The organism is Prevotella communis (assembly GCF_022024175.1).
Lineage (GTDB): Bacteria > Bacteroidota > Bacteroidia > Bacteroidales > Bacteroidaceae > Prevotella > Prevotella communis.
In genome coordinates this window covers 1,505,571-1,519,459 of record NZ_CP091794.1, presented here as the reverse complement: position 1 = coordinate 1,519,459, position 13,889 = coordinate 1,505,571, and the positions used below count along the sequence as shown (strand labels likewise).

Sequence of the window (13,889 nt, the reverse complement as noted above, 5' to 3'; positions counted from 1 at the left end):
AAACAAATAACTATTATGGATTTTATCTTGATTGCAGTCATTGTACTTGGAAGCATCGGACTCATCGCAGCCATCGTGCTGTTCGTCTGTTCCAAGAAGTTTGCTGTCTTCGATGATCCCCGCATTGCGCAGGTCAACGAGGTGTTGCCTGGTGCCAACTGCGGCGGATGTGGTTTCGCCGGTTGTGGCGGAATGGCCGACGCCTTGGTAAAAGGTGCCGACAGCGGGAGCATCGACGGACTGAACTGTCCTGTTGGTGGTGCCGACGTGATGGGTCAGGTGGCCGACCTTCTTGGTATGGCCATTGCGAATGGCGAGCCAAAGGTAGCCGTTGTCAGATGTAACGGCACCTGCGAGAATCGTCCCAAAATAGCCGAATATGCCGGTCTGCGCACCTGTGCGGCCATGAATGCCTGCGGTGCCGGCGAGACGGCCTGCGGCTTTGGTTGTCTGGGATGTGGCGACTGTGTCGCTGCTTGTCAGTTTGACGCCATCCACCTGAATCCCGAGACGGGTCTGCCCGAGGTTGACGAGGATAAGTGTACCGCCTGCGGTGCCTGTACGAAGGCTTGTCCGCGCGGCATCATCGAGCTCCGCAAGAAGGGCATCAAGGGCCGTCGCGTGTTTGTGTCGTGTGTCAACAAGGACAAGGGTGCCGTGGCCATGAAGGCTTGTAAGGCCGCTTGTATCGGTTGCGGCAAGTGTGAGAAGGAGTGTCCGTTTGGCGCTATCACCGTGGCCAACAACCTGGCCTATATCGACTTCAGCAAATGTCGTCTTTGCAGGAAGTGCGTCGCCGTTTGTCCGAAGCAGGCCATCCACGCTGTCAACTTCCCCGCTCCTAAACCCGTAGAAAATGTTAAAGAAGAAAAGGAGGCTCAAGCATGAAGATTAAGACATTTAGCATAGGTGGTATTCACCCCGAGGAAAACAAGTTGACCCACGAGGTGGCCACACAGGTGGCTCCGCTGCCCAAACAGGCCATTTTCCCACTCTCACAGCATATCGGTGCACCTGCTACGCCTGTGGTCCAGAAGGGCGACAAGGTCAAGGTGGGCACCCTGCTGGCCGAGGCCGGCGGCTTTGTATCAGCACCCATCCACTCGTCCGTGAGTGGTACAGTGGCCAAGATTGATACCGCTATCGACGCTACCGGCTATCGCAAACCCGTGATTATCATTGATGTGGAAGGCGACGAATGGGAAGAGAGCATCGACCGCAGCGAGACGCTGGAACTGGTGAAGGATCATCCCGAACTGACGCCCGAGGAGATTGTGACACGCATCAAGACGGCTGGTGTCGTCGGTATGGGCGGTGCCTGTTTCCCCACGTTCATCAAACTGACCCCTCCCCCTACGGCCAAGGCTGAGTGCGTGATTATCAACGCCGTAGAGTGCGAGCCCTATATCACAGCCGACTACCGTCTGATGATGGAACATGCCGACGAGATTCTCGTGGGTCTGGAACTGCTGATGAAGGGTGCGAAGGTGACAAAGGGCTATATCGGCATCGAGACCAATAAGCCTGCCGCCATCGACCTCCTCACCAAAAAGTGTGCCGAAGCGTTCGCCACCTCGGAATACCAGGTTGAGGTGGTTCCCCTGGCCCAGCGCTACCCTCAGGGCGGTGAGAAGCAACTGGTCGATGCCGTTATCAACCGTCAGGTTCCGGCTCCTCCAGCCATCCCTGTCAACGTTGGAGCAATAGTTCAGAATGTAGGTACTGCCTTCGCTGTTTATCAGGCAGTTATGAAACATAAGCCTCTCTTCGAACGCTATACCACCGTTACCGGTAAGCGCCTCCAGAATCCAGGCAACTACCTCGTTCGTATGGGTACCCCCATGCAGACGCTGATAGACCTCTGTGGCGGCATGCCCGAGGGCGACAACAAGCTCCTCGCCGGCGGTCCTATGATGGGCAAGGCCCTCACCTCTACCGAAGTACCCATCTGCAAGGGTACCAACTCCGTGACAATTCTCTCTGGCGATGATGCCCGTCGCAAGGAGCCTCAGCCCTGTATCCGCTGTGCCAAGTGCGTGGGCGCCTGTCCTATGGGCCTGGAGCCTTATCTGCTGGCCAAGCTCTCAGCCTTCAAGAACTGGGAGCGCGCCGAGAGCGAGGACATCACCAGTTGTATCGAGTGTGGCTCGTGTCAGTTCACCTGTCCTGCCCACCGTCCGCTGCTCGACAATATCCGTCAGGGCAAGCAGACCGTGATGGGCATCATCCGCAGTCGTGCTGCAAAGAAATAAAAATGTTTAATCTTTAATGTTTAACGTTTAATGTCAAAGTTAATTGTATCACTTTCGCCACATGCCCACGGAACGGACTCTGTAGAGCGCAACATGTACGGGGTTATCATTGCCCTGATTCCTGCGCTGCTCGTCTCGTTCTTCTATTTCGGCATCGGCTCAGCCATCGTGTGCCTCACAAGCGTATTGGCCTGTGTGCTCTTCGAGTGGGCTATCAATAAGTTTATCCTCGGCCGCCAGGAGAATACCATCCTCGACGGCTCGGCTGCCCTCACGGGTCTTCTTCTGGGCATGAATCTGCCCTCAAACCTCCCCATCTGGATCATCGTCATCGGTGCCCTCTTCGCTATCGGCGTGGGCAAGATGACCTTTGGCGGACTGGGCAACAATATCTTCAATCCCGCATTGGTGGGGCGCTGCGTGCTGCTGGTGGCCTTCCCTGCCCAGATGACCAGTTGGCCCAAGCCCGGCCATCTGCTGGAATATACCGACGCCGCTACAGGTGCCACGCCGCTGGCTGTGATGAAGCAGGCTATCCAGAATGGTGATGCCAACGTGCTCAACCAGCTGCCTGATGCGTTCAGCCTGCTGCTGGGCGACTATTCCATTGGTGGTGGTGCAGGTACTATTGGTGAGATCTGCGGTCTGGCCCTGATTGCCGGACTCCTCTTCATGCTCTGGCGTAAGATTATCACCTGGCATATCCCCGTGAGCATCATCGGCACCGTGTTTGTGTTCAGCGCCATCATGCACCTCATCAACCCCATCTATGCCGATCCTACCACGGTGATTCTGAGCGGCGGTCTGCTGTTGGGTGCCATCTTCATGGCTACCGACTATGTCACCTCGCCCATGACACCCAAAGGTCAGATTATCTACGGTGTATGCATTGGTCTGCTCACCATCATCATCCGCAACTGGGGTGCTTATCCTGAGGGTATGTCGTTCGCTATCCTGATTATGAACGCGTTCACACCGCTCATCAATAATTATGTGAAACCCAAGCGCTTCGGTGAAGAGCCGGCCAAAAAGTAAAAAGGTAAAGATTATGAAGAAGCTTGAATCATCATTACTGAATATGGTGCTGGTACTCACCGGCGTGGCCGTCATCATGGGTGCCATCCTCGCATGGGTCAATAGCGCGACCAGCGGTCCTATTGCCGACCAGAAGGAGAAAGCGCTGGCCGACGGTATCAAGGCCGTGATGCAATGTGATGAGTTAACCGTCACCAGCACCGACACCGTGAAGCAACCAGATAATAAAGGCAAGGAACTGACTTTCGTCGTCTATCACACCCAGAATGCCGACAAGCAGAACCTCGGTGCTGCCGTTGAGAGCACTACCGACGGCTTCGGCGGCAAGTTGCGCGTCCTCGTAGGATTCAATCCCGACGGCATGATTCTGGGTTATACCCTCTTGGAGCATGCTGAGACGCCAGGACTGGGTGCCAAGGCCGACAAATGGTTTCAGGCCGACGGCAAGGGCAGCATCATAGGTCTGACACCTGCCGAGCCCCTCGTGGTATCCAAGGATGGCGGACAGGTAGATGCCATTACCGCCTCTACCATTACCAGTCGTGCCTTTCTGAAGGCTGTCAACAATGCCTATAATGCCTATATGAAGCCACAGGCCGACGGCGAAACAGGAGCTACGGAGCAAATTGAGAATTGATAATTGACAATTGACAATTGAGAATTATGAACTATATAAATATCATCAAAAACGGCATCATCAAGGACAACCCCACGTTTGTCCTGATGCTTGGTATGTGTCCTACGCTGGCCACCACCACATCGGCCTCCAACGGACTGGCAATGGGACTGGCCACGATGGCAGTGCTCATCTGCACCAATGTAGTGATTTCATGCATCAAGAGTATCACGCCAGACAAGGTGCGCATCCCCGTGTTCATCGTGGTTATCGCAGCCTTCGTCACCCTGCTCCAGATGCTCATCAAGGCCTATCTGCCTGATATCGACAAGTCGCTGGGACTCTTCATCCCGCTGATTGTGGTCAACTGTATCATCCTGGGACGTGCAGAGGCTTTTGCTGCCAAGAACTCGCCCCTTGCCTCTCTCTTCGACGGCATCGGCATCGGACTTGGCTTCACCCTCGGTCTCACCCTGCTGGGTATCGTCCGCGAGATTCTGGGTTCTGGCGCCATCTTCGGCTTCGCCTTCATCCCCGAGAACTACAACATCCTGCTCTTCGTACTGGCTCCCGGAGCCTTTATCACGCTGGGTTATCTCATTGCGATTGTGAACAAATTCAGGAGTTAAGAAGTTAAGACATTAGATTATGGAATATATATTGATTTTCATCAGCGCCATCTTCGTCAACAATATCGTGTTGGCGCAGTTCCTGGGTATCTGTCCCTTCCTCGGCGTATCAAAAAAGATTGACACCTCGCTGGGCATGTCGGCTGCCGTAGCCTTCGTCATGGTGCTGGCCACGCTCGTCACCTGGCTCGTCCAGACCTACGTCCTCGTACCTGCCGGACTGGAGTATCTGCAGACCATAGCCTTCATCCTGGTTATCGCCTCACTCGTCCAGATGGTCGAGATTATCCTCAAAAAGGTATCACCCGCCCTCTATCAGGCGCTGGGCATCTTCCTCCCGCTCATCACCACCAACTGTGCCGTGCTGGGTGTGGCTATCCTCGTCATCCAGAAAGAGATGAACCTGGGGCAATCGGTCGTCTATGCCCTCTCTACGGCTATCGGCTTCGGACTTGCCCTCACCGTCTTTGCTGGCATGCGCGAACAGCTGGAGCTCACCAATGTGCCCAAGGGCATGCGCGGCATGGCTATCGTGCTGGTTTCTGCCGGTCTGCTGAGCCTCGCCTTCATGGGATTCTCGGGCGTTGACAACGGTCTGCGTGCCCTCTTTGGACTGAATTGATTGTACTGAAGCGTGAAAAGTCGGAAAAAATTTCGCTGCAGTAGCAAATTTTTCCCCTTTTCACTCTTCACTTTTCATATTTTATTCTTACCTTTGCAACTCAAAATCGCAAAACTATTGTTATGAAACAGACGATCCTAGTGACTGGTGGTACAGGTTTTATTGGAAGCCACACAACCGTAGAACTGCAGCAGGCAGGCTACGAAGTAGTAATTATCGACAATTTGTCCAACTCTAACGCCAATGTTATCGACGGTATCGAGAAGATCACCGGCATCCGCCCCGCTTTCGAGAAGGTGGACTGCTGTGATTTCGAAGCCCTCGAGAACGTATTCAAGAAATATCCTAAGATTGAGGGTATCATCCATTTCGCCGCCTCTAAGGCCGTTGGCGAGAGCGTAGAGAAACCCCTGCTCTATTATCGTAACAACCTCACCTCGCTCATCAACCTCCTGGAACTCATGCCCAAGTACGACGTGAAGGGTATCATCTTCTCTTCAAGCTGCACCGTCTATGGTCAGCCCTCACAGGAGAATCTGCCCGTCACGGAGAATGCACCTATCCAGAAGGCTATGTCGCCTTATGGCAACACCAAGCAGATCAACGAGGAGATTATCCAGGACTATATCCACAGTGGTGCCAAGATCAAGAGCATCATCCTGCGCTATTTCAACCCCATTGGCGCACACCCCTCTGCCCTCATCGGCGAACTGCCTAACGGTGTGCCCATGAACCTCATCCCCTTCGTCACTCAGACAGCCATGGGCATCCGCCAGCAGCTGAAGATCTTCGGTAACGACTACAACACACCCGACAAGACCTGTATCCGCGACTATATCTATGTCGTAGACCTGGCTAAGGCCCACGTCAAGGCTATGGAGCGCGTGCTCGACATTCCCGAGTGCGAGGCTGTTGAGATCTTCAACATCGGTACTGGTAAGGGTCTGTCAACCCTCGAGGTTGTAGAGGGCTTCGAGAAAGCCACTGGCGTCAAGGTCAACTGGACCTACGCTCCCCGTCGCGAAGGCGATATTGAGCAGGTTTGGGGCAATGTAGACAAGGCCAACAAGGTGCTGGGCTGGAAGGCCGAGACTCCTACAGAGGAAGTGCTCAAGACCGCATGGCGCTGGCAACAGAAGTTGCGCGAGGACGGTATCCAGTAATGCCTGTCAAGCAACTGGCATAAAAATAAATGGACGAAGCAACCGTTGTTTCGTCCATTTTTCTTTCTCCATTCTCCATACCCCTACTCCAGCGGTATCTCCGGATGCTGCACAGCCAGCGGCAGGTCTTTCTGCGACAAGTAGAACATATAGAGGATACAGTCCTTCGTGCCGCGGTTCTCGCCGTGGTGAATCGTGCCCACCATCTCTACTACCGGCTCACCCTCGTGCACCACCTTCGTCTTGCCGTCCTGACCGATAATCGTCAGTTCGCCCTGCACCAGCACACCATAGTTCATAGCCACGTGGTGGTGCCATCCCAGCTTCTTGCCGGCAGGGAATACATACTTCACCGCCACCAGTTCCGGACGTCCCTCAAAATAATCGGGCAGCTCCACGCCGTCCCAGCTCTGACTGGTACGTATCAGTTCCGTACTCACCACCTGCTTCACGCTGTCCTCAGCCTCAGCCTGTTCCGTCTGTTCCGTAGCCTGCTGACAGCAGTCCGGCGTACTACTTTTCTTGCAGGCGTTCATCAGCGCTGCCGAACCACAAATCAAGGTGACAATCATCACCCAGTTCATCATTTTTTTCATAGTTCCCTTATTTATAGTTTTATATGGTAAATATTATTCGGCGGCTAAATTACGAATAAATTCCGACATCTGCAAGGATTTCCGGGGAAAAAGCAGTAATTTTGCAGTCGTGAAACGAGAAGTCTTTGAAAGACAGAAAGCATTTGCCGGCGAGAAGAAGCCATCGATGTTAAGGCGCTGTGTAGATCACGACTATACAGACCGCATGATGTATATGATCACGATGACCACCGAGGGGCGACGCCCGCTCTTTGGAAGGATTGTAGGGCGCTGCGACGCGCCTGCCGGTAGCAAGGATGCACCAAGGATAGAGCTCAGCCCCCTGGGCCAGAGGGTGAGCGATGAATGGTGGGGCATCCCCAGGTACTACCCCCAGGTAGAAATCATTGCCCTGCAGATGATGCCCGACCATATGCATGGCATCATCTTCATCAAGGAGAAGATGGAGAAAGACCTCAGCAGGATTATCCGTGGCTTTAAGACCGGCTGCGGCCGCAGTTACCGCGAGCTATTTCCAGATGCCGCTGTTCCTGCCGTCCCCGCTGTTCCCGCTGTCCCTGCCGTCCCTGCCGTCCCTGCCGTCCCGTATGTTGCGACTCAGTCGCGACAAACCCAACAGGGGCAGCGCCCGAAAGAGGACCGCACCCATGGCCTGCTCTTTGCCCGCGGCTTCAATGATAAACTGCTGCTGCGCCGAGGACAGCTGGACAACTGGCGTCATTATCTCAGCGATAATCCCCGCCGCCTGCTGATGCGCCGCGAATATCCGGGGCTGTTTCAGCGTGCCCTCTGCATCAAGATCGACGGCGTGCGCTACAGCGCCTTCGGCAATATGCTCCTGCTACGCCAGCCCGACAAGAAGCAAGTGCACTTCCATCGCCGCACTAACGGCATACCAACAGAAAATACCCCCGTCTGGGAAGAGGGCCGCCGGCAACTGACGGCTGATGCCAAGGGCGGCTGCGTGCTGGTGACACCCGGCATCTCTGAATGCGAGAAGCGCATGAAGCATATCGCCTTAGACGAACATCTGCGCCTGATACACGTTCAGACAGACCCCATCACCGACTACTGGAAGCCGGAGCGCAGCCGTTTCGAGGCCTGTGCTGCCGGCACCCTGCTCATCCTGGCACCATGGGCCGAGGATATGCCCGTTTTCAAGAGCGACTACGAGCGCTTTCACTACCTGAACCACCTGGCCGAAGCCATCTGCAACATCAGTCATGAGACCCCTATCTCAATTCAGAATCCGCATGCCTAAGATTATGGGAACAGGTGTTTGATTTCTAGTCAAATGAGAGGAATCGAACACCTGTCCCCATGATACTGTTGGTCTTTAGTGTTTATGTGATGCACAGATAACCATAAAATCTAACATAACCAAATATTTGCTTCGCATTTTATTAAGAATGGACATATGGACGTGGACGAATGGACGTTTTCCCAATATTTTATTTGTAAGAAGGGAAGAATAGATAAAATCGATAATTGTATAATATGTTTATTGTCCTTTCATTTTTGAAAACGCCAAAACGTCCATTCGTCCACGTCCATTCGTCCATTTCGTAGTGTTTTCAAAATGCTATTTAGATTCCCTATTATTTTTCTGCATTTTTAGCCCGAAAAATACCCCTCAAAAATGGCTGTTTTTGGGATATTTTCTTGACAGTCTCAGATATTTTTCGTACCTTTGCATTGTCAATACGAAGGAGAAAAATAACGCTCTAACTAGCGAGTAAATTTTTCCTAGTGCACGAGGAAGTTTGGAAGCACGAAGGCGATTTTGAACCGGAAATTGACGAAAGTAAAAACATTAAACATTTGATAACCATTTAAAACACATTTAGATTATGTCAATGAGAGTAAAAGCAAAAGAACAGTTGCAGAAGGTAGGCACCTACGCTGGTAAGTATCGCTACGTGATGATGCCTGAGTTGTACACCGCCCTCACACAGGACAAGGTAATTAAGGAGGCTGCCCTTCGCAGTGGTGTGAGCCGAGGCGTGATGCAGGCATGCTGGGATGCAGCCGGCGAGGTGATCAAGGCATGGGCAACGGAAGGTCACTCGGTGGCACTGCCTGGACTGGGTACCATGCGCTTCGGTCTGCGTGCCAAGAGCGTAGAGACGGTGAACGAGGTAAAGGCAGAGCTGATCACCAGTCGCCGCATCATCTTCACGCCCGACACTGACCTGAAGGAGGAGCTGGCAAAGACCGCCATCCAGATCACCTGCTTCGACCGAGACGGTAAGGAGGTGAAGCGAGTTACCTCAACATCGGGTGAGGTGGAAGACCCGGAGAGCGGAAACACGGAGTCAGGGAACAACGGAGAAAGCGGACCCGTAAATCCTTAAAGATTAAACATTAAACATTAAAATTCTGAACCATGAAGAACAAGACATTTTGGAAATTCGCGATTCAAACAGCCATTAGTGTGCTGTCGGCCATCGCAACTGCACTGGGCGTGACCAGCTGCATGGCGTGAATAGAAGTATTCGCATGACAGGGAAAATGTGATGCATGAAACAACAAAAACGGCTCCTGAGGCGGAATGCTTCGGGGGCCATTATCTTTTATATCCCCCTCTTGACACAGAAAAAAACTCGGGATTGTTTGAAAGTTCCGTTTTTTTGTTATATATTTGCCGAGAATATACTTAACTAAAGTTTCGCAAGTGATGGCGCACCTGTATAATTTAACATAAAATAGGAATAAAAATGGCTTCGAAGTTTGCTCAACTCACTGAAAATGAGTAACTTTATAGTCGCCAAACAATAAAGTTCAAACTTAGAAGCCGTGAGCAAAGGTACAACAATTATTTCAGATTTGAGAAGCTTTTTCTCAGAAAATGAGAATAACCGTGCAATTAATGCGATTATGAGAGTGATGGAGTGCATAAACATACGTCCGGAGCAGATAGGGACAGAGAAGAAAGAGAACTGCAAGTTCACGAACGTGCAGGTCCTTAATCTTTTGATGCTGTTCCCTTTCTTCGTCGTCAGGAATGCATACCGGTACTCTGGCTCTTCATTAAGCCGCTTGTTCTGTTGTGAGAAGGACATGTTCTATCGTTTTATGAATGATGGTGATATCAAGTGGCGCAAACTGCTGTATGCGATGAACCTCCAGCTGCTGTGTAAGATCAGCCGTAGCACCGAGGCTGAGCATGACAAGCCTGTCTGCCTGATTATCGATGACACAGACGCTCCAAAGAGTGGTCGCAAGAGTGAACTTATCGGCAAGGTTTTCTCTCATATCCAACATAAGAGCATCCTCGGCTACAAATGTCTGACGCTGCTTCTGTGCGATGGCATGAGCCAATTGTTTCTCGATTTCTCGCTTCATGGTGAAGAAGGCAGTAATCCTGACAAGAAGCAAGGGTTGACGGACAAGCAACGCAGTGAGCGTTTCTCTGCCGACTATACGGGGCAATGTGTTGAGGAGCGCATAAAAGAATACACCATGAAGAAGACTGACAAGGCAATCGAGATGGTGAAGTACGCTATCAAGCGTGGAATACGTTTCGACTATCTGCTGGTTGACAGTTGGTTTACCAGTGCAGACTTCGTTCGCCTGATTACCAGCCGCCACATCAAGTGTCATTTGATTGGTATGATAAAGATTGGAAAAACCAAATACCACACCCAGTGGGGTGATTTGACTGCTAAGCAGATTATCAAGAAGCTCCAGAAGCAGGGCCTCACCAAACATAACAGGACACTCAGATGTACCTACTGCACCATCGATGTGAAGTTTGCAGGTACCACCGTGCGTTTGTTCTTCTCGAAACGAGGCAGGAATGGGCTTTGGAATGGATTGCTCACTACGGACCTCTCGCTTAGTTTTCTCAAAGCATACAGGACGTACGCTATCCGCTGGACTACCGAGGTGGCTTATCACGACCAGAAGCAACTGCTCGACTTCGGCAGATGTCAGAGCGTACACTTCTCTGCACAGATTGCCAGCTTTACGCTGATCATGATGCAGTACAACATACTTTGCACGGTAAAGCGGTTTGAGGCCTACGAAACCGTCGGGGCGCTCTTCCGTGATACCACTGGCAACACTCTCGAGCTGTCCGCTTCGGACAGGATATGGGAACTTATATTGGACACCATCCTGGAAATCGCAGAGATGATCTCTGCCGATGTCAGTGAACTGCTTTCTGCGGTTATTGATGCCAATCCTAAGTTCCATAAGCTATATCAAATGTATAAATTAGTCGCTTGATGAATGAATATTCACTTGCGAAAGTTCAGTACTTAACTAAAAAACCTATAAAATTTATTACGACTATGAAGAAGAACCTATTAATCCTTCAGCTGTTAGTCATAATGGCTATACCGATGATTTTTGCCAGCTGTTCAAGTAGTGGAGACGACAAGGATAATCCACCGCCCCCTGACAATCCCAGTAATCCTGCTGTCACAGAAGTCATACCCACCGCAGGCGGCAGCATCTCGTGTGAAGACGCGTCTGTCACCTTTCCCAGCGGTACTTTCAGCGGAGCACCAGAAGTGGGTATCAAAGAGGAAAAGAGTGGAGATATTCTAGGTGAGGCAGAAGAATCCGCATTCTACACACTGACGGTGCCTGCCGACTTTAAAGAAGGGTTCACCGTCAGCATCAAGAGCGACAAGAAGGACGAGGACACTTACCTGGTATTCCACGAGCCCGTAGTGGCCACACATGCCACGAATAATACGGTGACCTATGCTGATGTCTATATACCTGCCACCTACAACAATGGAGCATATACTGCGACAATTGACGCAGCCGACAATGCCGGTGTCAGGGAGAATCTTAGCCTCTCGTTTGGCTTGGCAAAATCGTATATCAGCAAGGCCCAGGCAGACAACAGAGCAGGAAGCACTCGTTCGGCAGACGACGGCACCATCAGCTGGGACATCAGCTGGGGACTGTGGGGCCTGAATCCCTATAACTGGGCAACCGTCGTCAGGTTGGAGACTGATATCAATGCCGCAATGGAAGAGGCAGTAAAAGCTATTAAGGACCTGGGATTCAAAGTAAAGGGTGATCGCAAAATCCCCATAAACGTAACCACCCCAGGCAAGATCTCTGGACTAGCAGTGGGAGAGTTCGGCCAACACAAGCAGAGCTGTATAAGTGACGAAAGAAGTGTCATACTTCTGAACCGAGACATGTTGGCGGGAAGTGATTATCAACTAATCAAATTAAGACGCACCATCATACACGAGCTGTTCCATTATTTCCAGTCGGCTTACGACCCTTCAGGAACAGCATGGGATAAGTGCAGTGCCAAAGACGACGATCAGCGCAAACGCATCATGGAAGCCGGTGGCGTATGGATAGAGAAGCTGGTTGATGAAGATGGCATGTACGACGGTGTGTGGGGAGACTATTTCGTCTTAGGCCTAAGAGGCTATCTTGACGAAGGTCTTGGATATCCTAGTGCAGAAGGAGCATTTTCTGATTGGGGATATGCTTCCGCATTTGTGCTCGACTGGTTTGAACTGAAAAAAGGGGAAAAACAAATTGTCAAGATGTACGAAACCTGGCGCGACAAGAAGACCAATCCCTTCGAAGCTTGGCTTAAGGAGTGTGAGAAAGCCTGCAACGTAGAATTCTTCAGTAAGTTCAGCGACTATATCACCACGTTGGCCGAAGGTAATCTGAATGCCGGTATTGACTGGACTTCTCATGCAGGATCTATGAGAGCAAAAAGAGCAAAGTTTACCGTCAATGATTTCGAGAAAGACGGCGCCCTGGAGTTTAGTCTCACGAAAAACAGCCAGGAGTATCGAAGGAGTATTGTGTATCGTTATGGTACTAAAACACTCCTGATTCACCTTGACAGAGAACAGCAAAACTACGACTTAAATAATCTGATTCTGAAAATATCTCATAATGAGAGTAATATTCAGGCAAAGGTATGGCTGACGGAAAGCAGTTCCGGCCAATCAACATTCATGGGCACAGTGTTTGCCGGCAAACCCATGCAGATTGCAGATGAGACCATACTGAAGGCATTGCGCAGAAAAGATGTGCGAACAAATTTGACCGTTGTCGTAGAGCAAATCTCTAACGCCCGCCAGCAAGAGGCCTTTGACATTAACGCATCGCTGGAGGAGCCAGATATTTCCACAGATCCAAAAACCTTGAGTTTCGAAGCGAAGGGTGGTACTAAGGAGGTGACGGTAGTGACTAATCAGCCAAACTTCAAGGTTAAGGCCAACAACGACTGGCTGGAAGTGAAGAAGGAGGGCAACCTCACGTTCAAGGTTACTGCCAGCGCGAATAGTGGCGATGCCCGTACCGGATCTGTGAGCGTGACGGTTTTGGACGACGAGAACAAGGAAGTGGGCACATACGAGATGAAGGTGACGCAGGAAGAGCGAGGAAAAGGCGCCTACGACTTCACAGATTTAAAGTACGTAACCATCGAGGTGAATAGCAAGGTGCACTATACGGGTGTATGGGATGGTAGCCAGAACGACGTGTTTGTTGTCACTAAATTCCCTGACAATTTCAACATCACAGAAGGTTATCTTGAAGAGTTCTCAAACAAGCCTGATGTCTCAGCTGTAGGGAACGGTGTAAAAATTATGTGCGTATGCAAGACTGATGAAAATGGTGAAAGCTGGATGAACACATGGACCCTTTCAAGAGACTATCTGGTTACTATCGACATCGACGATGTGGTGTCTGGCAAGATTACTAACATCACAGTCAAGTGTGATTGGGATTATTATAGTCGCGCAGCTGAAAGTCTCGGTGGTAATGTAGAGAAATCTCACAATTTTGAGAGTTTGACGGCTTCCAATATTCCACTGCCCGACAAAGATGGCAAGGCAATGGGCGATCAATGGACAGGTACCGTGATTAACAGTCTGACACGAGACGAAAAGAGAGGATGGACGGACTACAAATACACAGCGATATCCAGCGACGATTACTCGATAGTAGTCAAATTCCACAAATAACGCAAAACACA

General features: G+C 51.0%; 13 protein-coding genes. 12 read left to right on the top strand and 1 reads right to left on the bottom strand.

All coding sequences use genetic code 11. The features are described 5' to 3' along the window. Positions 1-15: 15 nt before the first annotated feature. The 7 genes from L6466_RS06150 to galE all read left to right on the top strand — a co-directional run bounded on the left by L6466_RS06150 (position 16) and on the right by galE (position 6,317). Positions 16-888 (top strand): Fe-S cluster domain-containing protein, encoded by an 873-nt coding sequence (locus L6466_RS06150; protein ID WP_237803451.1) that lies wholly within the window; start codon positions 16-18, stop codon positions 886-888. Next, on the top strand, positions 885-2,252 hold the full coding sequence (gene rsxC, locus L6466_RS06145; RefSeq protein WP_237803452.1) for an electron transport complex subunit RsxC: 1,368 nt from the start codon (positions 885-887) through the stop codon (positions 2,250-2,252). The genes L6466_RS06150 and rsxC overlap by 4 nt, the downstream gene beginning before the upstream one ends. A 30-nt stretch (positions 2,253-2,282) precedes the next feature. Further along, positions 2,283-3,287: an RnfABCDGE type electron transport complex subunit D gene (locus tag L6466_RS06140; protein WP_237792897.1), complete on the top strand. Its 1,005-nt coding sequence runs from the start codon at positions 2,283-2,285 to the stop codon at positions 3,285-3,287. A 13-nt stretch (positions 3,288-3,300) separates the two neighbouring features. Next, the gene (locus tag L6466_RS06135; protein WP_237803453.1) at positions 3,301-3,924 is read left to right on the top strand and encodes an RnfABCDGE type electron transport complex subunit G; all 624 of its coding nucleotides are present in this window, start codon (positions 3,301-3,303) and stop codon (positions 3,922-3,924) included. Between the two features lie 26 nt (positions 3,925-3,950). Continuing rightward, positions 3,951-4,532 carry an RnfABCDGE type electron transport complex subunit E gene (locus L6466_RS06130; RefSeq protein WP_091819210.1) on the top strand — a complete coding sequence of 194 codons (582 nt, stop codon included), beginning with the start codon at positions 3,951-3,953 and terminating at the stop codon, positions 4,530-4,532. Positions 4,533-4,551: 19 nt separating this feature from the next. Further along, complete coding sequence (gene rsxA / locus L6466_RS06125) at positions 4,552-5,154, top strand: electron transport complex subunit RsxA (RefSeq protein ID WP_237803455.1); 603 nt, start codon at positions 4,552-4,554, stop codon at positions 5,152-5,154. Positions 5,155-5,276: 122 nt separating this feature from the next. Continuing rightward, entirely contained in the window at positions 5,277-6,317 is a 1,041-nt protein-coding gene (gene galE, locus L6466_RS06120) for a UDP-glucose 4-epimerase GalE (RefSeq protein ID WP_237792899.1), read from the top strand. An 83-nt stretch (positions 6,318-6,400) separates the two neighbouring features. Here galE and L6466_RS06115 read toward each other — a convergent pair whose 3' ends face one another. After that, entirely contained in the window at positions 6,401-6,913 is a 513-nt protein-coding gene (locus L6466_RS06115; RefSeq protein ID WP_091819213.1) for a cupin domain-containing protein, read from the bottom strand. 109 nt (positions 6,914-7,022) lie between these two features. Here L6466_RS06115 and L6466_RS06110 point away from each other — a divergent pair, with 109 nt between their 5' ends. From L6466_RS06110 to L6466_RS06090, 5 genes are all read left to right on the top strand, one after another. After that, positions 7,023-8,174, top strand: a complete 1,152-nt coding sequence (locus L6466_RS06110; RefSeq protein WP_237803456.1) for a transposase — start codon at positions 7,023-7,025, stop codon at positions 8,172-8,174. Positions 8,175-8,763: 589 nt separating this feature from the next. Next, positions 8,764-9,267, top strand: a complete 504-nt coding sequence (locus L6466_RS06105) for an HU family DNA-binding protein (protein ID WP_237803457.1) — start codon at positions 8,764-8,766, stop codon at positions 9,265-9,267. A 32-nt stretch (positions 9,268-9,299) separates the two neighbouring features. After that, on the top strand, positions 9,300-9,398 hold the full coding sequence (locus L6466_RS06100; RefSeq protein WP_176756895.1) for a smalltalk protein: 99 nt from the start codon (positions 9,300-9,302) through the stop codon (positions 9,396-9,398). Between the two features lie 311 nt (positions 9,399-9,709). Next, positions 9,710-11,143 (top strand): IS4 family transposase, encoded by a 1,434-nt coding sequence (locus L6466_RS06095; protein ID WP_431356514.1) that lies wholly within the window; start codon positions 9,710-9,712, stop codon positions 11,141-11,143. Between the two features lie 65 nt (positions 11,144-11,208). Next, positions 11,209-13,878 carry a BACON domain-containing protein gene (locus L6466_RS06090; protein ID WP_237803459.1) on the top strand — a complete coding sequence of 890 codons (2,670 nt, stop codon included), beginning with the start codon at positions 11,209-11,211 and terminating at the stop codon, positions 13,876-13,878. Positions 13,879-13,889: the final 11 nt, after the last annotated feature.